General features: G+C 66.4%; 22 protein-coding genes. 4 read left to right on the top strand and 18 right to left on the bottom strand.

Features of this window, described 5'->3' with window-relative positions; all coding sequences use genetic code 11:
* Positions 1–75: 75 nt before the first annotated feature.
* Genes phnN through phnG form a run of 9 tightly spaced genes read right to left on the bottom strand, consistent with a single transcriptional unit; the run spans position 76 to position 7039 of the window.
* Positions 76–660, bottom strand: coding sequence for a phosphonate metabolism protein/1,5-bisphosphokinase (PRPP-forming) PhnN (gene phnN / locus FRZ61_RS09710; RefSeq protein ID WP_225309195.1), 585 nt, complete (start codon positions 658–660; stop codon positions 76–78).
* Positions 657–1343, bottom strand: a complete 687-nt coding sequence (locus FRZ61_RS09705; protein WP_151117011.1) for an LbetaH domain-containing protein — start codon at positions 1341–1343, stop codon at positions 657–659. Before FRZ61_RS09705 ends, phnN begins: the two co-directional genes overlap by 4 nt.
* Positions 1344–1346: 3 nt before the next feature.
* Positions 1347–2489: an alpha-D-ribose 1-methylphosphonate 5-triphosphate diphosphatase gene (locus FRZ61_RS09700; protein WP_151117009.1), complete on the bottom strand. Its 1143-nt coding sequence runs from the start codon at positions 2487–2489 to the stop codon at positions 1347–1349.
* Entirely contained in the window at positions 2486–3175 is a 690-nt protein-coding gene (phnL, locus tag FRZ61_RS09695) for a phosphonate C-P lyase system protein PhnL (protein ID WP_318526367.1), read from the bottom strand. The genes FRZ61_RS09700 and phnL overlap by 4 nt, the downstream gene beginning before the upstream one ends.
* Before the next feature lie 20 nt (positions 3176–3195).
* Positions 3196–3954 (bottom strand): phosphonate C-P lyase system protein PhnK, encoded by a 759-nt coding sequence (gene phnK, locus FRZ61_RS09690; RefSeq protein ID WP_414652628.1) that lies wholly within the window; start codon positions 3952–3954, stop codon positions 3196–3198.
* Positions 3955–3980: 26 nt separating this feature from the next.
* A complete protein-coding gene (locus FRZ61_RS09685) occupies positions 3981–4826 on the bottom strand; it encodes an alpha-D-ribose 1-methylphosphonate 5-phosphate C-P-lyase PhnJ (protein WP_151117004.1) in 846 nt (281 codons plus the stop codon).
* Entirely contained in the window at positions 4823–5917 is a 1095-nt protein-coding gene (locus FRZ61_RS09680; protein WP_151117002.1) for a carbon-phosphorus lyase complex subunit PhnI, read from the bottom strand. Before FRZ61_RS09680 ends, FRZ61_RS09685 begins: the two co-directional genes overlap by 4 nt.
* A complete protein-coding gene (gene phnH / locus FRZ61_RS09675; RefSeq protein ID WP_151117000.1) occupies positions 5908–6558 on the bottom strand; it encodes a phosphonate C-P lyase system protein PhnH in 651 nt (216 codons plus the stop codon). Before phnH ends, FRZ61_RS09680 begins: the two co-directional genes overlap by 10 nt.
* Positions 6551–7039 (bottom strand): phosphonate C-P lyase system protein PhnG, encoded by a 489-nt coding sequence (gene phnG, locus FRZ61_RS09670; RefSeq protein WP_263641760.1) that lies wholly within the window; start codon positions 7037–7039, stop codon positions 6551–6553. The genes phnH and phnG overlap by 8 nt, the downstream gene beginning before the upstream one ends.
* Before the next feature lie 109 nt (positions 7040–7148).
* Between phnG and phnF the strand changes: the two genes are divergently transcribed.
* On the top strand, positions 7149–7898 hold the full coding sequence (gene phnF / locus FRZ61_RS09665; RefSeq protein WP_191909374.1) for a phosphonate metabolism transcriptional regulator PhnF: 750 nt from the start codon (positions 7149–7151) through the stop codon (positions 7896–7898).
* A 17-nt stretch (positions 7899–7915) separates the two neighbouring features.
* Here the strand turns inward: phnF and phnE are convergent, their stop codons facing one another.
* The 3 genes from phnE to phnC all read right to left on the bottom strand — a co-directional run bounded on the left by phnE (position 7916) and on the right by phnC (position 10681).
* Positions 7916–8746: a phosphonate ABC transporter, permease protein PhnE gene (phnE, locus tag FRZ61_RS09660; protein ID WP_151116994.1), complete on the bottom strand. Its 831-nt coding sequence runs from the start codon at positions 8744–8746 to the stop codon at positions 7916–7918.
* Between the two features lie 37 nt (positions 8747–8783).
* Positions 8784–9779 carry a phosphonate ABC transporter substrate-binding protein gene (gene phnD / locus FRZ61_RS09655; RefSeq protein ID WP_151116992.1) on the bottom strand — a complete coding sequence of 332 codons (996 nt, stop codon included), beginning with the start codon at positions 9777–9779 and terminating at the stop codon, positions 8784–8786.
* 68 nt (positions 9780–9847) lie between these two features.
* Positions 9848–10681 (bottom strand): phosphonate ABC transporter ATP-binding protein, encoded by an 834-nt coding sequence (phnC, locus tag FRZ61_RS09650; RefSeq protein WP_151116990.1) that lies wholly within the window; start codon positions 10679–10681, stop codon positions 9848–9850.
* A gap of 77 nt (positions 10682–10758) precedes the next feature.
* On the opposite strand from phnC, the gene FRZ61_RS09645 reads away from it, so the two are divergent.
* Positions 10759–11529, top strand: coding sequence for a DUF1045 domain-containing protein (locus FRZ61_RS09645; RefSeq protein ID WP_151116988.1), 771 nt, complete (start codon positions 10759–10761; stop codon positions 11527–11529).
* A 516-nt stretch (positions 11530–12045) separates the two neighbouring features.
* Positions 12046–12309, top strand: a complete 264-nt coding sequence (locus FRZ61_RS09640) for a hypothetical protein (protein WP_151116986.1) — start codon at positions 12046–12048, stop codon at positions 12307–12309.
* Between the two features lie 28 nt (positions 12310–12337).
* Here the strand turns inward: FRZ61_RS09640 and FRZ61_RS09635 are convergent, their stop codons facing one another.
* Positions 12338–13006, bottom strand: coding sequence for a Crp/Fnr family transcriptional regulator (locus FRZ61_RS09635; RefSeq protein ID WP_191909373.1), 669 nt, complete (start codon positions 13004–13006; stop codon positions 12338–12340).
* A 590-nt stretch (positions 13007–13596) separates the two neighbouring features.
* On the opposite strand from FRZ61_RS09635, the gene FRZ61_RS09630 reads away from it, so the two are divergent.
* Entirely contained in the window at positions 13597–14538 is a 942-nt protein-coding gene (locus FRZ61_RS09630; protein WP_191909372.1) for an ABC transporter substrate-binding protein, read from the top strand.
* Between the two features lie 159 nt (positions 14539–14697).
* Here FRZ61_RS09630 and FRZ61_RS09625 read toward each other — a convergent pair whose 3' ends face one another.
* From FRZ61_RS09625 to FRZ61_RS09605, 5 genes are all read right to left on the bottom strand, one after another.
* On the bottom strand, positions 14698–16155 hold the full coding sequence (locus FRZ61_RS09625; protein WP_151116980.1) for a hypothetical protein: 1458 nt from the start codon (positions 16153–16155) through the stop codon (positions 14698–14700).
* A 293-nt stretch (positions 16156–16448) separates the two neighbouring features.
* The gene (locus FRZ61_RS09620) at positions 16449–16925 is read right to left on the bottom strand and encodes a hypothetical protein (RefSeq protein ID WP_151116978.1); all 477 of its coding nucleotides are present in this window, start codon (positions 16923–16925) and stop codon (positions 16449–16451) included.
* A 27-nt stretch (positions 16926–16952) separates the two neighbouring features.
* Entirely contained in the window at positions 16953–17648 is a 696-nt protein-coding gene (locus FRZ61_RS09615; RefSeq protein WP_151116976.1) for a C39 family peptidase, read from the bottom strand.
* Positions 17645–18424: a hypothetical protein gene (locus FRZ61_RS09610; protein WP_151116974.1), complete on the bottom strand. Its 780-nt coding sequence runs from the start codon at positions 18422–18424 to the stop codon at positions 17645–17647. The genes FRZ61_RS09615 and FRZ61_RS09610 overlap by 4 nt, the downstream gene beginning before the upstream one ends.
* A 144-nt stretch (positions 18425–18568) precedes the next feature.
* A complete protein-coding gene (locus FRZ61_RS09605) occupies positions 18569–19528 on the bottom strand; it encodes a hypothetical protein (RefSeq protein ID WP_151116972.1) in 960 nt (319 codons plus the stop codon).
* Between the last annotated feature and the right edge of the window lie 2 nt (positions 19529–19530).

Below are 19530 nucleotides of genomic sequence, written 5' to 3'. Positions count from 1 at the left end.
CCTCCGGGCAGCCGGCAATGCCGAGGCTATTCTTCCCACATCGCGCCCGGCCCGCCTAGGGCCTGCCGACGCTAGCTAGCCCGCCGGCTCGAGGGCGGCCCCCTGGGCCCGTTGCTCGACCAGGGCCAGGAGTGCCGCTCCCGCCACCTCGAGCGCGCCGCTGTTGTCGATCGTGACGAGCCTGTCGGTGACGCGGCTCAGGTCGATCTGGTGCCGGATGCGCTCGGCGATCTGCTCGGCGGATTCCCGCTTGCGCGCGGCCAGCCGGCTCGCGATCAGGTCGGGGTCGGCGGTGATCAGCACCGGCACGAGGTCGGGATAGAGCTCCAGCGCCTCGGCCAGATACTCGCGCGACCCGTTCAGGATGATGTTGACCCCGGTCCGGCGCCAGGCATCGATTTCCCGACCGATGGCATAGTGGAGGCCATGGCTGCGCCAATGCATCGCGAACCAGCCGGCCGCCAGCCGCGCCTGGAACTCCGCCTCGCTGAGCGCGATGTGATTTTCGCCGCCCGCCTTGGCCGGCCGGGTGATGTAGCGATGGGCCACCGCGAACCGCCGGGGATCGCCCGCCTGGCGGATGAATTGCAGCAGGCTGTCCTTGCCGACGCCCGAGGCGCCCATGACATAGAACAGCCGCCCCGGCGAAGGTTCCGTCACGGCGGCAGCTCCGCCACGATTTCGGGCCGGCTGTATCGAGCCGCGAAGGCCGTCGCATCGAGCCGGCGGAAATCGGGCAGCGCCGCGCGCAAGCGGGCCGGGCTCCAGTCCCACCAGGCGATCGCCTTGAGCTTCGCCTCGGTCGCCTCGTCGACGCGCCGACGGATCGGCCGGGCGGGATTGCCGGCGACGATCATGTAGTCGGGCACGTCCTTGGTCACAATCGCTCCGGCCCCGATCGCGGCTCCCGTGCCGATGCGGCGGCCCGGCAGGACGATCGCATTGTGGCCGATCCAGACATCCGGCCCGACCACGACCCGGTGCGCGCGCCGCCAGGCGAACACCTCGGAATCGTCCGCGTCGGCCAGATGGTGCGAGCGGCTGCGATAGGTGAAGTGATGGAGCGTCGCCCGCTCCATCGGATGGTTGGTCGGATTGAGGCGGACGCCGGCCGCGATGTTGCAGAACTTGCCGACATCGGCGTTGAAGATCTCGGCATCGCGCGCGGTATAGGACCAGTCGCGGAAATCGACCTCCAGCAGCTGGCTGCGGGGGCCGATCACGGTCCAAGGGCCGAAGCGGCTCGACTTGACGATCGCGGTCGGGTGCAGCATCGGCGCCTCCGTCATGAAGCGCCCGTCGCCCCAGGGATGCTCCGGCTCCCCCTGCTCGAGCGCGATCATGACTCAGGCGACCCGCTCGCCCCGGTGCCAGACGGCGCGGACCAGCGGCAGGCCGCCGCGCTCGGCGACGCGCACCAGATCGGCGCGCAGGCCCGGCGCGATCCGGCCGCGATCGGTCAGCCCCATCGCATCGGCCGGCCGCGTCGCCACCATCCGGATGGCCGCCGGCAAGGAATAGCCCAGCTCCTGTACCAGGCGGAAGGCCGCCGGCAGCAGGCTCGCCGGCACATAATCCGAGGACAGGATGTCGACCAGCCCGTCGCGCGCCAGATCGATCGCGGAGATGTTGCCCGAATGGGACCCGCCGCGCACCACGTTGGGAGCGCCGCTCAGGATGCCGATGCCGCGTTCGCGCAAAGCCAGCGCCGCCACCCGCGTGGTGGGAAACTCGGCGACCACGGCGCCCGCCTCGGCCGCCTCCTCGGCATGTTCCACGGTCGCGTCGTCGTGGCTCGCCAGCTTGATGTTGCGCTCGCGCACGAGCTCGATGACGGCGGCCCGGTTGGCATCGCCGTGCCTGGCCCGATCGTCGAGGCAGCGCTGGACGAAGCTGTCGAGCTCGGCGTCGCTCAGCTGATACTTGCCCTGGTAATAGGCCGCATACTGCGCCAGGGTCGCGAACTGCCGCTGCCCAGGCGTGTGGTCCATCAGCGACACCAGCTTGAGGCAGGGATGGCCGGCCAGCCGCGCCAGGTGGCCCGGCAGATCGCCATGCGAGATCTCGCAGCGCAGATGAAGGAAATGCTCGACCCGCAGCATGCCTTCGCGCTGGCATTCCTCGAGACCTTCGGCCATGGCGGTCAGGGTCTCGATACGGTCGCTTTCGCGGTGGATGTCGCCGATCGCCACGGAATCGAACACGGTCGTGATGCCGGCGGTCGCGATCTGCGCGTCATGCGCGACCACCGCCGAGCGCGCCGGCCAATGGACGCGCGGCCGCGGCGCGATATGCTTGTCGAGATTGTCGGTATGGAGCTCGACCATGCCCGGGATCAGGTAATCGCCCTGGCAATCGACGGCGCTCTCCAGGCGGGTCTGACCCGTCTCGATCTCGGCGATCCTGCCGTCGCGGACCAGCAGCGTCCCGTCGAGGATCTCGTCGGGAAGCACGATGCGGGCACGGGTCAGGATCGTCTCGGTGCTCATGCGGCCAACTCTCTGGGCGGAAGATTGTAATACCGGGTCGCCAGCGCGTCGCGCGCCTCGGGATCGTGGCAGATGGCGACGATCGCTGTCCCGGCGGCGCGGGCCTCGCGCAGCAGGCTGACGACCGTGCTCCGGTTGACGGCGTCGAGCGAGGCCGTCGGCTCGTCCACCAGCAGGATCGGGTGGCCGGCCAGGAGGCCGCGCGCGATATTGACGCGCTGCTGCTCGCCGCCGGAGAAGGTCACGGGCGAGAGCGGCCAGAGCCGGCGCGGCAGTGCCAGGCGCTCCAGGAGAGCGCCCGCCCGTTCGCGCGCCTCCTGCGGGCCGACGCCTCGGGCGCGCAGCGGCTCCGCCACCACCTCGAGGGTCGGCACGCGGGGGATCACGCGCAGGAACTGGCTGATATAACCCAGCGTCCGGCGGCGCAGCTCGAGGGCGAGGCGCGGGCTGGCCGTGGCCAGATCGACCCGTTCGTCGCCATGGCGCACCAGGATGGCGCCGGCATCGGCCCGGTAATTGCCATAGAGGGTGCGCATCAGCGTGCTCTTGCCGGCCCCGGACGGCCCGTCGAGCACGACGCATTCCCCGGCCGCGACCGAAAGGTCGATGTCGGACAGGACCGCGAGCTTGACCTCGCCCTGAACATGGAGCGTGAAGTTCTTGGCGAGACCCCGGGTCTCGATCATGGGCATGGCGCCGCCGCGGGTCATATCGGCAGCACCGAGGAAACCAGGAGCTGCGTATAGGGCTCGTGCGGGTCGTCCAGCACCTGGTCGGTCAGGCCGGTCTCGACGATGCGGCCGTCCTGCATGACCATCAGGCGGTGGGCGAGCAGCCGGGCGACGCCCAGATCGTGGGTGACGAGGATCACGGCAAGGCCCAGATCCGCCACCAGCTGACGGACCAGGTCGAGCAGGCGCGCCTGGACCGAGACATCGAGCCCGCCGGTCGGCTCGTCCATCAGCACCAGGCGCGGCTTGGTGACCAGGTTGCGGGCGATCTGGAGGCGCTGCTGCATGCCGCCGGAAAAGCGGCGCGGGTTCTCGTCGATCCGGGCGGCGTCGATCTCGACCCGTCCCAGCCACTCGGCGGCGAGGCTGCGGATCGTGCCGTAATGGCGCATGCCCGCCCGCATGAGCGGCTCGCCGATATTGCCGCCGGCGCTGATATCGAGCCGGAGCCCGTCGCGCGGGTTCTGATGCACGAAGCCCATATCGTTGCCCAGCCGCCGGCGCCGCTCGGCCTCCGAGAGGCTCGCCAGATCGATCCGGTCGCCCTCGCGCGTCTCGTACCAGACCTGCCCTTCCGTCGGCGTCACATGGCCGGCGATGCAGCCGAGCAAGGTGGTCTTGCCCGACCCGGATTCGCCGACCACGCCCAGCACCTCGCCGGGCCAGAGCGAGAAGCCGATGTCGCGGCAGGCCGTGCGGGCACCGAAGCGCTTGGTCAGGCCTTCGACGGTCAAGAGGGGCTGTTCGGCGGAAGGCGCCATCATTCGGCCGCCCGCGGCTGAAGCCGGCTGTCGCAATAGTCGGTGTCGGAGCAGATGAAACGGCGCGTGCCGCGATCGTCGACCACGATCTCGTCGAGATAGCTGTCGCTCGCCCCGCAGCGGGCGCAATGGGTCGACCACTGCTCCACGGCGAAGGGATGATCGGCGAAATCGAGGCTCTTCACCGGGGTGAAGGGCGGCACGGCATAGATCCGCTTCTCGCGGCCGGCGCCGAAGAGCATCAGGGCCGGCGAGCGATCGAGCTTGGGATTGTCGAGCCGCGGGATCGGCGACGGCGACATCAGATAGCGGCCGTTCACCTGGACCGGATAGTCATAGGCCGTCGTCACCCGCCCGAAGCGGGCGATGTCCTCGTAGAGCTTGAGATGCATGGCGCCGTAGTCGGCCAGCGCATGCATGCGCCGGGTATGGGTTTCGCGCGGCTCGAGCCAGCGCAGGGGCTCCGGGATCGGCACCTGGAACACCATGATCTGGCCGTGCTGCAGCGGCGTCTCCGGGATGCGATGCCGGGTCTGGATGATGCTGGCGTCGGCCGTGCGCGTGGTGGTGGCCACGCCCGCCACCCGCGCGAAGAACTTGCGGATGCTGACGGCATTGGTCGTGTCGTCGGCGCCCTGGTCGATGACCTTGAGGCGATCCTTGCGGCCGATGATCGAGGCGGTGACCTGGATGCCGCCGGTGCCCCAGCCATAGGGCAGCGGCATCTCGCGGCCGGCGAAGGGCACCTGGTAGCCCGGAATCGCCACCGCCTTCAGCAGGGCGCGGCGGATCATGCGCTTCGTCTGCTCGTCGAGATAGGCGAAGTTGTAGCCGGTGCCGCTCATTCCGCAGCCTCCTGCTGGGCCTCTTCGGCGCGCATCCGGCGGACGATGTCGAGCTCGGCCTGGAAGTCGACGTAATGCGGCAGCTTCAGGTGCTGCACGAAGCCCGAGGCCTCGACATTGTCGGCATGGCTGAGGACGAACTCCTCGTCCTGCGCCGGCGCCGTCACCGTTTCCTCGAACTCCGCCGCCCTGAGGCTGCGATCGACCAGCGCCATGGCCATGGCCTTGCGCTCGCACCGGCCGAACACCAGCCCGTAGCCGCGCGTGAATTGCGGCGGCTGGGTGGCCGATCCCTTGAACTGGTTCACGAGCTGGCATTCCGTCAGCTCGATCTCGCCGATGGCGACCGGAAAGCCCAGTTCCTCCGGAACGATCTCCACCGTCACCCGCCCGCTGCGGATCTCGCCGGCGAAGGGATGGTTGCGGCCATAGCCGCGCTGCGTCGAATAGGCGAGGCTCAAGAGGAATCCCTCGTCGCCGCGCGCCAGCGCCTGAAGACGGACATCGCGCGTCGCCGGATAGGACGGCGGTTCGCGCGTGATATCGCCGACGGGAAGAGCGGGATCGGGCCGCTCGGGCTCCATGAGCCCTTCCTGCTCCAGCCAACCCATCACCGGCGGCAAGGCCGCGGTCGCCGTCGCGACCGTAGCGCCTGGCTTGGCCGCCGGCGCCTTGCGCGTCGTTTCCTCCTCCAAGGAGAAGTCCAGCAGGCGGTGGGTATAGTCGAAGGTCGGCCCGAGGAACTGGCCGCCGGGAACATCCTTGAAGATCGCCGAGATGCGCCGGTCGGCTTCCATCCGCGCCGTGTCGATCGGCTCGCTGACGGCGAACCGGGGCAAGGTGGTGCGGTAGGCGCGCAAGAGGAAGATCGCCTCCACCAGATCGCCCGCCGCCTGCTTGATGGCGAGTGCCGCCAGGCGCCGGTCATAGAGCGCGCCTTCGGCCATGACGCGATCGACCGCGAGCCGGAGCTGGCCTTCGATCTGGTCGACCGTCAGCGCCGGCAGATCGGCGTCGCCGCGCCGGTCCTGCTCGAGCAGCCGGTGAGCGGCCTCGATGGCGGCCTCGCCGCCCTTGACGGCTACGTACATGAGAGCTCCAAGGCGGTGCTGCGCGGCAATCCCACCAGGCGATCGCCGCAGGTGACGAGGACATCGACCCCGCAAGGGAACCGGGCGTGGTTGAGGGTCCAATCGGCGACGAAGCCTTCCGGCAGCCCGTCGATCGCCAGGAACCGGCGGGTCGGGATGCCAGGGCCCGAAAAACCGATCGGGCCGCCCGACGCCAACCGGCTCGCCTCGATGATCAGCGTGGCCGAACGGTCGGGATGGTCGACGCTGCCGCCATCGAAATCGGCCAGGCGCGGCGCCGTCGCCGCGTCGGCGACGAGCGCGAAACGCGCGGCCATGGGCTCGCCGGCGATGGGTGCGCCCGTATGAAACGCGAGAAAGGTCGCGATGCCCGAAGCCTGCCGGTCGAGCCAGACAGGCGTATCGCCGTCGGCCAGAGCCAGCAACAGGCCGAGCGCCGCCGGTCCCGTCGCATTGCCGAGCTGCTGGCAGGTGCTCCGCAACGTGACCGGGAGCTGAAGGATGCGGCCGGGCTCGCTCAGCGCCGTCAGCGCGCAGCGGAAGATGCGTTGCGCATCCTCGACCGGATCCGGCAGCCCGGGCGCCAGCACGCCGCGATTCGCCGAAGACGAAGCCTTGGCCACGTTCCCGAGCTCAATCATCGCCGCGCACCATCGTCGTGAAATCGACCCGGGTCGCCGCGACGTCGGCCGCGCGGCGGCGGCGCCGTTTCTGGTCCGTTTCGGCGAGTTCCGACAGCAGTCCGGCCAGCATGCCTTGCCGGAGCGCCTCATCCTGGAGCAGCGCATCGAAGAGCGCCGCCAGCTCGGCATGGCGCCGGGCCCGGCCGGTCACATAGCCAAACCCGACCCGGTTGTGGGGCGGCTCCAGCATCACGGCCGCGCGCGTGACCGTCATCTCGCCGAGATTGAAAGGCTGGCCGGTCCCGCCCGCCCGCCCGCGCAGCATCACGAGACCCGTTTCCACCGGCCTCAGCCAGGAATGGGCCGGGGGCGCCGCAAGCTGGCGCCAAGCCGCCTCGAGGTGGTCGGGGTCGGCCTGGCTCAGCTGCGCCATCCATCGGGCCCGCTCGCCCTGCGGGGACGCCGGCGCCAATGAAGGGTGGGAGAGCTCGGTTGCCATGGGCGCCATATTCATCTAGACATCTATATGTGTCAACCGATCTCGTAGCTTTGTGCCAGATTCAACCTCACTGTCGATGACAGAAACGCGAACGGAGTCGGACGCCCTGATGAAAGTTGCGATTGCCCGCGGCCGCGGCATGACGGTTTGGCGACAGATCGCCGAGACCCTGGGGGCCGACTTGAAGGCCGGCCGCCTGAAACCGGGCGATCGCCTTCCGACCGAGCTCGAGCTGGCCGAGCGGTTCATGGTCAACCGCCATACCGTCCGCCGCGCCGTCGCGGCGCTGGCGGAGCAAGGCATCCTGCGCATCGAGCAGGGCCGCGGCACCTTCGTGAACGACAACACGATCGATTACGTGCTGGGAAGGCGCACCCGCTTCAGCGCCAATCTCCTGGCCCAGGGCCGCGAGCCCGGTCACCGGCTGATCTCGGCCGAGCGCGCGACCGTCTCCGGCAGCATCGCGACCGACCTCAGGCTGCGCGACGGCGCCGCGGTGACGCGGGTCGAAACCCTGGCCATCGCCGATGGCGCGCCGATGTGCTACGGGGTCCACGAGTTTCCCCTGCCCCGCTTCGCCGGGATCGATGAGGCCTATCGGCGGCTGGGTTCGCTGACCGCAGCGCTCGAGGAATTCGGCGTCAGCGACTATACCCGCAAGGTGACGCGCATCCTGGCGCGGCTGCCGAGCCCGCGCGAAGCCGAGTTCCTGGAGCAGACCGCGAGCCGCCCCGTGCTCCAGGCGGAGGCCGTCAATGTCGACGCCAAGGGCAAGCCGACCCATCACAGCCTCGCCGTCTTCGCCGGCGACCGGGTGCAGATGATCGTGCGGCCGGAAGACCTCTTCGCGGGCGGTTGACCGGTTCCGCCCGCGCCTCAGATGAAGGCGCGGCGCAGCCACTGCGACAGAAGATCGATCAGCACCACGGTGATGACGATCACGATCATCACCGCGCAGGTCTGGCTGAACTGGAAGCCGCGGATGATCTCCCAGATCACCTGGCCGATGCCGCCGGCACCCACCAGCCCGACGACGGAGGCGGAACGGACGTTGGACTCGAACCGGTAAAGCGAATAGGACACCCAGAGCGGCATCACCTGCGGGATCACGCCGAAGACGATCTCTTCGAGCTTGTGGGCGCCGGTCGAGCGGATGCCTTCCACGGGCCGCGGGTCGATCGCTTCCACCGCTTCGGCGAACAGCTTGGCGAGGATGCCGGTGGTATGGATCCAGAGCGCCAGCACGCCGGCGAAGGGCCCCAGCCCCACCGCCACCACGAACAGCATGGCGAAGACCATCTCGTTGATGGAGCGGCAGATGTCCATCAAGCGGCGCACCGGCTGGTTGATCCACCAGGGTGCGATATTGCCGGCGCAGGCGAGACCGAAGGGAATGGCGCAGACGATCGCCATCACCGTGCCCCAGAGCGCGATCTGGACGGTGATGATCATCTCTTGCACGTAGTACTGCCAGTCCTTGAAGTCCGGCGGGAAGAAATCGGCGAGGAAGATCGCCATGTTGCCGCTGTCGCGCAGCAGGTCGAGCGGACGCATGTCGGCGCCGCGCCAGGAGCCGGCAAGCGCCGCCAGGATCACGCCGTAGGCGAGGAGCCGGATCCAGGGGAACCTGGGCCTGGATGCGACGGCATGCGACGCCGCCGGGCCCCGGGGCCCGGTCGGCGTCGCCGGTTGGAGAGAGACCGTCAAGTCGGAACCTTGTCCAACGAACCGATGGGGTCGAGGCTTACTGCGTCTTCACCTCGGCCATCTTCTTCGACAGCTCGTCGAGCTTGGCGTCGATCTCGGCGATCTGCTTCTTCTTGTCCGCGTCCGAGATCGTGGCGTCCTGCTCGATCTTCATCCGGTCCTTGAAGAGCGAGACCTGGCGGACCGGCAGAAGCTGGTCGTTGCTGGAAGCCAGGAACCCGCCCCACTGGCCGAGCGCGTCCAGCACTTCCTTCTCATGTGCCTGATTCGGGCCCGGCTGGCCGTAGGCCAGCAGGAAGGCCAGGATCTTCTTCTTGGCGCCCTCGTCGAGATCCGTGCGCCAGACCAGCGGATCGGCCGGGATCATCGGCGAGCGCCAGATCTCGCGGACCAGCTTGGCCTTGTCCGGCTGGGCCCGCTGGAACTTGGCGAAGTCCTCGGTGTTGTTGGTGGCGACATCGACCTGGCCGGTGGCCACGGCCATCAGGTTGGCCTCATGGTTGGAATTGAGGGCCGTGGTGAAATGCTTGCGGATGTCGATGTTGTTCTTGGCCCAGGCATAGTAGCTGGGGATCAGGAAGCCCGAGGTGGAGTTCGGATCGCCGTTGCCGAACTTCAGCTTGCCCGGCTGCTTGAGCACGTCATCGAGCGAGTTGATGTTGCTGTTGGTGTTGGCGATCAGGATCGAGTAGTAGCCGCGCGAGCCGTCGGCATAGATCTTCTGCGCGAACACCTCGCCATTGGCGCGGTCCACGGCCTGGATGGCCGAAGCGTTGCCGTACCAGGCGACCTGGACCTTGTTGAAGCGCATGGCCTCGATGACGCCCGCATAGTCGGTCGCGTAGAAGGGATTCACCTTGATGCCCGTCGCCTTCTCCATGTCGGCGAGGAAGGGCTCCCACTGCGTCTTGAGGTTCTGCGTCGATTCGGTCGAAATGATTCCGAAATTGATTTCCTTGGGCGTCTCGGCGCTGGCGGCACTGGCGCCGAGCGCCAATGCGGCCATGCCTGCGAGGAATGCGCGACGTAGCATCAGGTTCGTCTCCTTCTTCAGTAGAGGTTCAAGAACAGGCGGGTCTCGGGTCGGCGAGCTTGCGGCTTTCAGGAGCCGGCCGCGGCGGCAACGGTCGCCAGGCGCAAAGGCGCGCGCCGCGAGCGATGGGGGATCGGTGCCGATTCGAGCTCGCTGCCATAGACTTCGGCCAGGAGCGAGCCCGTGACGTCCTCGCTGGGGCCGTCGAAAAGGACCTGGCCGTCCTTCAGCGCCACGATCCTCGGGCAGTAATGCGTGGCCATGTCGACCTGATGCAGGGAGACGACGACGGTGATCCCGTCGCGCAGGTTGATGTCATGCAGGAGCTCCATGACGCGACGGGCCGATTCCGGATCGAGCGAGGCGATCGGCTCGTCGGCGAGCAGCGTGCGGGCTCCCTGGATCAGCACGCGGGCGATGGCGGCGCGCTGCTGCTGCCCGCCCGAAAGAGTCGAAGCCCGCTGATAGGCCTGCTCCTCGATGCCGACCCGCGCCAGCGCCTCGAACGCCGCCTTGCGCTCGGCCGCCGTGAACCAGCCCGGAAGGCTGCGCCAGAGCGGCACCCGCGCCAGGCCGCCGACACAGACGTTGGTGATGACCGGCAGGCGATCCACCAGGTTGAACTGCTGGAAGACGAAGCCGATCGAGGCGCGCTGCTGACGGATATCCTTGGCGATCCGGCCGTCGCGTTGCACGATGCGGCCATCGACCTCGATGCGGCCGGCATCGCGGTCGCAGGAGGCGAGACCCGCGATATGCCGCAGGAGAGTCGACTTTCCGGAGCCCGAGGCGCCGATGAGCCCGACCATCTCCCCCGGCTCGATCGTGAGCGAAACCGACTGCAAGGCCCGGCGCCCATTGCCGAATGTCTTGCTCAGCTGATCGATCCGGATCGAAGACATGGATGCGCGCCCCCGTAGAGTCGTCTAGACAATAGGGGTGGCCCGAGACTCCCGTTTCGCAGTTCTATGAAGCTTCGATGACAACCCCCACGCTCGTTCAATCCACCACTTCCCGCCCCTCGGTCGCGCGTTACGCGATCTATTGGGCGCCGCCCCGCGATTCAGAACTGACGCGGCGAGGCCTCGCCTGGCTCGGCCGCGATGCCGAATCGCCCGTGGGTGGCGGCGGACTGCCGCCGCGCCCTCTCGTCGCCGGATTCTCGCCCGAGCAATTGACGGCGCTGACCGCGGAGCCGCGCCGCTATGCGCTTCACGCCACGCTGAAGCCGCCTTTCGTGCTCGCCGAGGGACACGATGCGGACAGCCTGCGCGTCGATCTCGACCGCTTCGCCTCTTCCTCGGCTCCCTTCTTCATTCCACCATTGCGGCTCGAGGTGATCGGCCGGCGGTTCCTGGCGCTGATCCCATCCGCACCGTCTCCGGATCTGGATGCGCTGGCCGCACGCTGCGTGACGCAGTTCGATTCCTATCGGCGTCCCGCGTCGGAAGAAGAGCTGTCGCGCCGACGTGCCACCGGACTCGACCCGATCGAGGAAGCGCATCTTCGGCGCTGGGGCTACCCTTACGTGCATGATCGATTCCGATTTCACGTCACACTGACCGGTCCCCTCGACGCGGCAACGATCGAGCGGCTGCGCGCGCCTCTGGCGGCCTTCTTCTCACCGGCGACGGCGGCACCGGTCGAGATCGGCGAGATCGCGCTCTTCGTCGAACGAACCGCGGGCGATGGCTTCACGCTCGCGACGCGTTTCGCGTTGACCGGCCGGTCTTCATCGTCTTCGCTGTGAACCCGAGCGGCGCTTCGCGGGAACGCAGATTGCCGATCTTCGTGCCAACGTTTTCGTTTCCGAAAACAAATGCGCGCCGAAGCGGCGCGCGCGGCATGCGGGCCCCCGATCGCCCTCGTTAATTATACAAAGTTATATCGGGCCGCGTTCTGTTCCCGCACGGATTGATCGACTGGTTTATTTTCGGGGCATTTCTTGTCGTTTGTTTCAGTGGCGGGCCTGTCTTTGTATCGTCCGTTTACAATAGATCGTTGATTGACTGACCAGATTTATTCACTTTTTCCACTGTCATTTATGAATCGACTAAACATTTCCACGGGATTCTCAAGATTGAACCCTCTTCTGTCGTTGCAACCGGCGCCTTGCCTTTGCTACACATGTGACAGTTCGCTCATAGGTGCGATGGCATTCCAGTGACAAGGTGGAACGTCAATCTCCCGTGGAGTTTCTCCGCCGGCTGGCCTCTGGCTTTGCCGGGCGGCGGGCCTCCCTGGACTTCCAGGATATGAAGCACTGATGGCGTCGACAGTTTTGCCGGGCACGGGCATTCGCCTCGATCCCGACCGCATCGAGAAGATCGAAATCGCCTGTGTCGACGAGACGCGCGTTGAAGTGCGTATCTTCTCTGTGGGCGAGGAAGCGCCGCGCCTGTTCGCATTTCCGGACAAGCCGGCGGCGATCGCCTTCTATCGCGATGTCTGGCGGCTGCGCAGCGGCCAGACGCTCGACGATCAGCAGATCCAGCGCCTGATGGAAGAGAACGGCGCCGAGCTCGCCTGAGCAGAGGACGCAGGCCCGTTTCGGGCCGCTAGAGTTCCGCCGGGTCGAGCTGCGGCACCTCGGCCATCCGGCGCAGCCCCTCCAGATCGAGAACCTGAAGCGTCTTGTTGTGCAACACGACGAGACGCCGCTCGCGCAGCTGCCGCAGGATCCGGTTGATATGGACCGGCGTCAGCCCCAGCGCGTCGCCGATCATCTCCTGCGTCAGCGGCAAGGCGAGCGAGTCGCCGCCCAACGCCGGCTGGCGATGCCGAAGCCTCAGATAGAGCTGCAGCAGGAAATGAGCGACGCGTTCCATGCCCGAGCGCCCGCCGACATTGGTGAGTTGGTCATGGGTGCGGACGACGTCCTGCGCCATGATGCCGGCCAGCTTCAGACCCAGCACCGGATGGCGGTCCAGCAGATCCGGAAAGGCGCGGCGCGGGAAGACGCAGACCGCGACATCGGTGATGCATTCGGCGCTGTGCAGCATGGGCTCGTCGATACGGGCCTGGTAGCCGAGGAACGCGCCCGGGAGTTCGATCTGCAGGATCTGGCGCCGGCCGGATTCGAGGATCCGATAGAGCGCCACCCATCCGCTCAGCAGGTTATAGATCTCGTTGAGCCGCTCGCCCGCGCGGTAGAGATGGGAATGGGCGGGAACGATGCGGTCGCAACTCTTGAATTCCTGCAGGATGTCGAGCTGATCGCTGCGCAATGCGCCGCAGAGCGTCGCCTCGCGGATCGCACAATTTCGACAGTCCTTTGGAATGGACGGCGGTTCGTTATGACTCTTCCACATGGTCTCTCGTTCCCCTCGGAACCAAGACCGAAGCGGATGACTGTCCCCGCAAGACAGCATCCACTGGCCAATTACTCGTTGCACTCGCCAGGAACCCAGGGCCACCAGCGGTCCCGGCGCGAAATTGTCACGTGACTGAAAACGGAGTCCCGTCCCTGCTTTCTGCCCCTAAGCGTAAGAAATGTTGCCCTGTTTTCTTAGAAGCCAGCATTTTCTTGCAACATTTGATCTAAATAATGCCTCAGGAGTTTTATCCTAGCAAGTGTAGTATATTAAACATTCGACGACGTAGATTATGGGATGTCGGCGATTTCATTTGCCATCACCTGGTCTAGTTGGCAGTCGTGAGAAGCACCGACTCTTCAATGGTCTAGGCTGCAAGGACAGCCATTGCGCCGCATGGACTTCTCGGAAGATTGGTCCGGCAATCGGTAATAAAACATCCGACGGGGGATAAAATGCGCGTCATCCGGCCCTTCGCTCTCGCGATTTTGATCTTGGGTGTGATGAGCTTCAGGGCCATGGCGGCGGACATGGCGCTGGCGCGCCTGTCCTATGGCAGCGGCTGGGACGCGCTGCCCGCCATCATCGGCATCGAGCGCGGTTTCTTCGCCGAGCAGAAGATCATCGTGAGCGGGCTGGCGGTCGCCTCGCCGACCGCGGTCATCGATTCCCTGGCGGTGGGGACCACCGACTTCGCGCTCGTTCCCCAGCGCGTGATGCTGGTCATGGTCGCGGCGAAGCTGCCCATCAAGGTCATCGCCCAGGGCGGCTGGGGCACGGAGATGGAGCTCGTCGCCCGGCCCGACAGCAATATCAAGGCGGTGGCCGATCTCAAGGGCAAGACCGTGGCGGTGGTCCAGGGATCCGAAGCGCTGCCCGTCCTGGTGCGCCTCCTCAACCAGGCCAAGCTGAAGCCGACCGACGTGAAGATCGCCAACATGTCCGCCGACGCCCTCCTCAAGTCCCTGGCCGACAAGAAGGCCGACGCGGTCTTCGAGACCCGCCACTTCACCGTGCCGCTGGTCGACAAGAAGGAAGGCAATGTCGTGCTGGACGCGGCCGGCGTCACGAAGATGATCGGCGTGATCGGCGCCATTCCGTTGGTGGCGCGCAGCGACACGGTCACGAAGGACGCGGACCTGACCCAGCGATTCGTGAACGCCTGGGTCAAATCGGTCGCCTACATCCAGAAGGACCCGGAGGATGCCGCCCGGGTGCTGCAGATCTTCTTCCACCGGCAGGGCGTCGTGGTGGCCCCGCCCATGGCCCAGGCCTGGGTCAAGATGATCAAGTACGACCAGTATTCCTGGTCGGCGGCCGCCGTGACCGATGCCGAGTATAACGGTTGGGCCCTGAACGCCGACAAGATCCTGAAGGTGGCGCCGAAGCTGGCCGGCTATGTGGACAACCGCTTCGCCGACGCGGCGGTCAAGACCCTGCAGTGAGCCGAACAACCGGTCTCCCCCACCCGCTCCGCTCGCCATTCTGAATTCTGAGTGTCATCCCCGCGACAGCGGGGATGACATCTCGCAGAGCCGCCCCTTCGGTTTGCCGCGACGGGCGATGCCCGCGCGCGCAGAGGCCAAAAGGGGATGGACCCGGCCTCAGAAGATCGAGAAGGTGATGGGCAGGCTGATCGTGAAGGCGAAGTCCGGCGACTGATCGGTGAGGCCGGCCGACGCATTGAAGGTCAGGGTGGTGCCTGGGGCGACGCCCACGGATGTGCCGAGGATCAGGCGGGCATCCGTGAAATCCGTATTGACCACCTTGTCGCCGTTCTGCGTGGTCGAGCTGGTGAGCTGATCGTCGAACGACAGGTTCATCGAGACCAGCTCGCTCAGCGCCACGTTGATGCCGCCATAGAACTCGTAGGTATCGCCGGGGTCGATGTTGCCGGAAGCACCCTTGTCGTCGGACAGGTTTCCCGTGTAGCTGAAGCCGCCGAAGAACACCACCGGATCGACGCGCCAGACCAGGGTGAAGCCCGCGCCCACCCCGTAGAAGCCGGTGCCGGTCGGCGGCTCCTTGAGCACCGTGCGGTTGTTGCCGATATCCTCCGTGCCGATCCCGAAGGCGTCGCGGCCGGTCGGCAGGCGCGTGAACACGCGCAGGATGGTATCGGGGATCAGGGCGCCGTCGCCGATGATCGGCTGGTAGGACGCGGTGAGCTGCACGTCGCCGATATCGTAGCCGTCGGTCTGGAACTCCTGCTGGGTTCCCGTGCCCACGCCGAAGGTCGTGCTGTCCTTCCGGTAGACGTAGGGCACGCGGGCCTCGACCTGAACGCGGTCGGTGACGCCGTAGCGCGCCGTCGCCGCCGCGGTGACGACGTTGCGATTGACCTCGTCGACCCGCACATTGCCGATGACGATCGCGTCGAAGATGGTGAAGCCGTTGATCGCCACGTTGCTGTTCGAATAATAGTCGTACTCGATGCTGGGCTCGAGCTGCAGCGTGCCGGCCGGCAGGAGCACGCCGCCCCGCTCGACCAGCAGCTGCTCCGGCGGCCGCTCCGATTCCGGACGCTGCTCTTCCGCCGTGCCGCCGGAAGGCGGCGTCCCGGACGGGGCGGTGCCCGCGGGCGGCGTCCCCGACGGGCTGCCAGCGGGCGGCGTCTCGCCGGTATCGGGCGGCACGGGGATCACCTCGTCGGTGCGAAGATAGGGTGTGTTCTGGGTGTCGAGGTCGGGCATCGCCATTGTCGCCGGCAGGAGGAATGTGGCGCCACCGGCCGACTGGCGCTGCAGATCGTCGATCTGGGTCTGCTGCTGACGCAGCGCCTGCTCCTGCTGCTGCAGCAGCCGCGCCTGTTCCTCGAGCTTGCGCGCCTGCTCGTCGATCATCTGCTGCTGGCGCCGCAGCATCGCGGCAATATCGCCGGTCGAGGCGCCCGCATTGGCGCTTCCCGTGCCGGATGCATCCTGGGCCAGCGCGGGCGCGACGAACACCAGCCAGATCGCGATCGAGGTCGCGGCCGTGAGCGCGCTCCAGCGGCGCCGGCCATGCGTGTCCGCCTCGCCTTGCCGCCCCGTCCCGGGCAGCGCCGATGATCGCCGTGCCATGCCTTGCACCGCCCATCCTGATCCGATGGGTGCCTCTCGGGAGGGATTCGGGATCGATGCCCCGTCTTCGCCGCGACCGGCATCGAGGTCCGCGGCGAAGGGATCCCGATCGCGCCAGGACGACAGACAACTGTCCGCCCCGAGGCCGAACTCCCAGCTTCGGGTTGCCGCCCGCCGTCTGAACAAGGACATATCGGTCAAATCCCCCTCCGAACCGCAGAAGCATTCGGGCGGGCCTGGCCGTTGTTTCTCACCGGCCGTGGCACCCGCGTGCAGCGTCCGACCCGATCCGATCAGTTGTGGAACGCACCGTTCAGCAGAGTCTGGATGGTCGGGATGCTCGCGGCATTCGCCACGTCGATGATCGCGATCTGCACGAACATGTTCTGATTGATGACGTTGAAATTGCTGTGATCGAGATTCGCGAGCTGGAACACGCCCTGCGCGCCGTTGAAATTGCCGATCGCGGTCTGGATGTTCACCATGCCGTCGCTCTGGGTCACGGTCGGATCGGGCGCGCCGGCCACGCCGTTGGCGCCGGTTCCCGGATCCGCCAGATGCTCGATGGTGCCCGACATGATCACGTTGAAAGCGAGGCCCGCGAAGCCGCCGCGCATCTCGCCCATCTGCTCGTCATTGAGCGGCGTTGCCCACGCCGCCATCTGGGTCAGTGTGTCCAGGGATTTGGCCTTGAGCTCGTCCGCGCCGGCCGGCATGGCCGCCACCGACAGGAAAGCTGCACCCAGAAGCCACGCCCATTTCCGCGACATCTCAACCTCCCCGAGTGAACCCGTCTGTCAGAACTCCGTCGGCGATCGCGTGATCGGCCGCGCATATCGATCGATCAGGGGCAGCACGCCGTCCGCCGGCGCCCGCAAGGAGCCGTCGGCGGAGAAGTCGTTGCGCCCTGTGAACTTGTCGCTGACCAGCACCAGGATGACGCCGTCCCATTCGGTCGCGAACCGCTCCAGCGGGCGCGATCGGTTTCCGAAGGCGGGATCGGCGATGTAGACCTGGCCCCGATAGAGGCCCTTCAGCACCACGAAATGCTTGTAGCCACGCACGGTAATCAGGGTCAGCGCCGGCACCCGCAGCTTCGCCAGCTTCTCCACGCTGTCGAGCTTGAAGCCGCCGCCGACGAACCCCAGGGATTCACCGTAATGCTTGAGCTCGAGCATCGAGAAGCCGTAGGCGTTGATCTTCTGCTTCTGCTCGTCGGTGCTGTTGGCGAAGATCTCCTCGATGATCTGCTTCTCGCCCACATCCATCCCGTAATAGTACTTCAGCAGGGTCGCCAGCGCGGCGGCGCCGCAGCTCACGTCGTAGCCCTGCCTCACGACCTGCTTGAATCGCAGCCCGAAATAGCTCGTGACCGGCGCCCGGATGGTGGTATTGCCCGGGAGCGGAATGCTGTCCGTCGCAAGGGCGGGTTCGGTCACGGACGCCAGCAGCAGCAAGGCCGACGCCAGTACGAGGATGCGGGCGCGGGTCATGGCGCGGACATGGTGGTCAGGGAGACGCCGACCACCTGGGTCACGCGGTTCATGTCCCCCGTGACCTGGCTGACCTGGGCGATGCCCGAGAAATCGTTGAAGGAGTTGGTCAGGCTGTTGTGACCGGTATCCAGCAGCCCGTCGTCGGTGCGCTGGTTGTCGGCATCGGTGCCGATCTGGCCCAGCTGGGTATCGCCGATCTGGACAGCGTCCGGTCCGACATTCAGGCCGATCCCGATCGCCACCACGGAGAGCTGCTGGTTCATGTTGCCGGCGGTCTGGTTGATGCCGACGATGCCGCTGCCGTTGTTGAAGCTGTTGGCGATCGTGACGCTCGTATCGGAGACGCCGCCGACGGTGAGGCTGTTGTTGCGTAGCTCCTGCAGCGTATTGACGCCGATCTGGACGTCGCCGAAACCGCCGTCGGCCATGGCGACCGCGATCGATCGCACATTGGCTTGCTGGTTCATGTTGCCCGCTTCCTGATTGATGCTCAGGACGCCGGCCAGGAGGTTGCCGCTGTCGACGAACTCGACCGAGCGGTTGCCGCCGTCGACGATCACGCTGTTGCCGACGAGGCTCTGAACGGCCTCGACGTCGACTTCCGCGCTGGCCGTGCTCGAATTGACCACCGACGCGACGCCGTCGATGCCGGCGGGCATGGTCATCAGCAGGCCCGCCTCCGGGCTCATCAGCACGGTCGCCACCGGATCGGCCGCGCCCGCCGCCGGTGCCTGCACGGCCAAGGCGAGTACGCCGACAGCAGAAAGGAGCATCAAACGCTTCATTCCTGACCCCGTGGCTCGCAACGAAAGAGCTAAACGAATGTCGAGGCGAAACTTGAAGACCGCTGGCGTAGAGGAATTCGAGAAGTCGAGGGGAGGGAAAACGATCGTCTTCCCTCCCCCAATCAGGTCCGGTTACTGCGGAGGCGACGCGATGATGGCGCCCGAGGCCACGGCCGCGAGGCTCACCACGTTGCCCTGGTTGTTCATGTTGCCGACCGACTGGTTCACGTTGACGATGCCGGTGTTGCCGTTGATCGAATCGGAGATCGTATCGGTCTTCACCGTCTCGACTTCGCTCACGAAGTTGCCGGCATTGGTCTGGCCGAGGGCGCCTTCCGACAGCGCCACCAGCGCGCCCAGACCGACGGCAAGTGCCACGCCGTTGTTCTGGTTGTTCATGTTGCCGGCGTTCTGGTTGACGTTGATCACGCCGGTGTTGGTGTTGATCGAACCGTCGATCAGGGTCGACTTGCCGACCTGGAACGACGTCGGATCGTGATCGGCCTGGATGTCCTCGAAGGAGAGGACATGACCGTCTTCGGCTGACCGGATCCGCTCGAAGTCATACGAGCTGTTGTCGGTATTCGACTGATCGGCTTCCGCCTGGGAATTCGCGAAGGCCGGCAGGTTCGAGATACCGGCAACGGAGACCGCGTTGCCCTGGTTCGTCATGTTGCCGACGTCCTGGTTGAAGCCGAAGACGCCGATATTATTGTTGACGGAACCACCTTCCTCGCCGCCGATCACGGCCGAGAGCTGGATATGGTAGTCGGTGCCCGGCGGATCGCCGTGATCCGACACCGGATTCCCGTCCTCGTCGACATTGATGTCCTGGCCGTCCACCTTGTTGTTGCTGTTGGTCACGTTCAGCAGGGCATCCGCCTCGGCCGCGGCCGTGATGTCGCGGTCGGTGAACTGGGTGCCGACGAAGATGGTGACCGTCTTGTGGATCGTGATCTGCTCGGTGACCGTGATGTCCTTCGTCTTGTTGATCGTGGCGAAGGCGTTCACGTCGGCGAAGGCCGGCGCGCTGGCAGCAAGCAGGACGAGAGCCAAGGCCGATCCGGCGGTCGCATAGAGAGCTTTCTTCATGG

Source organism: Hypericibacter adhaerens, assembly GCF_008728835.1.
Classification (GTDB): Bacteria; Pseudomonadota; Alphaproteobacteria; order Dongiales; family Dongiaceae; genus Hypericibacter; species Hypericibacter adhaerens.
The sequence above is the reverse complement of the archived record's forward strand: the minus strand, read 5'-3'. Positions and strand labels throughout refer to the sequence as shown.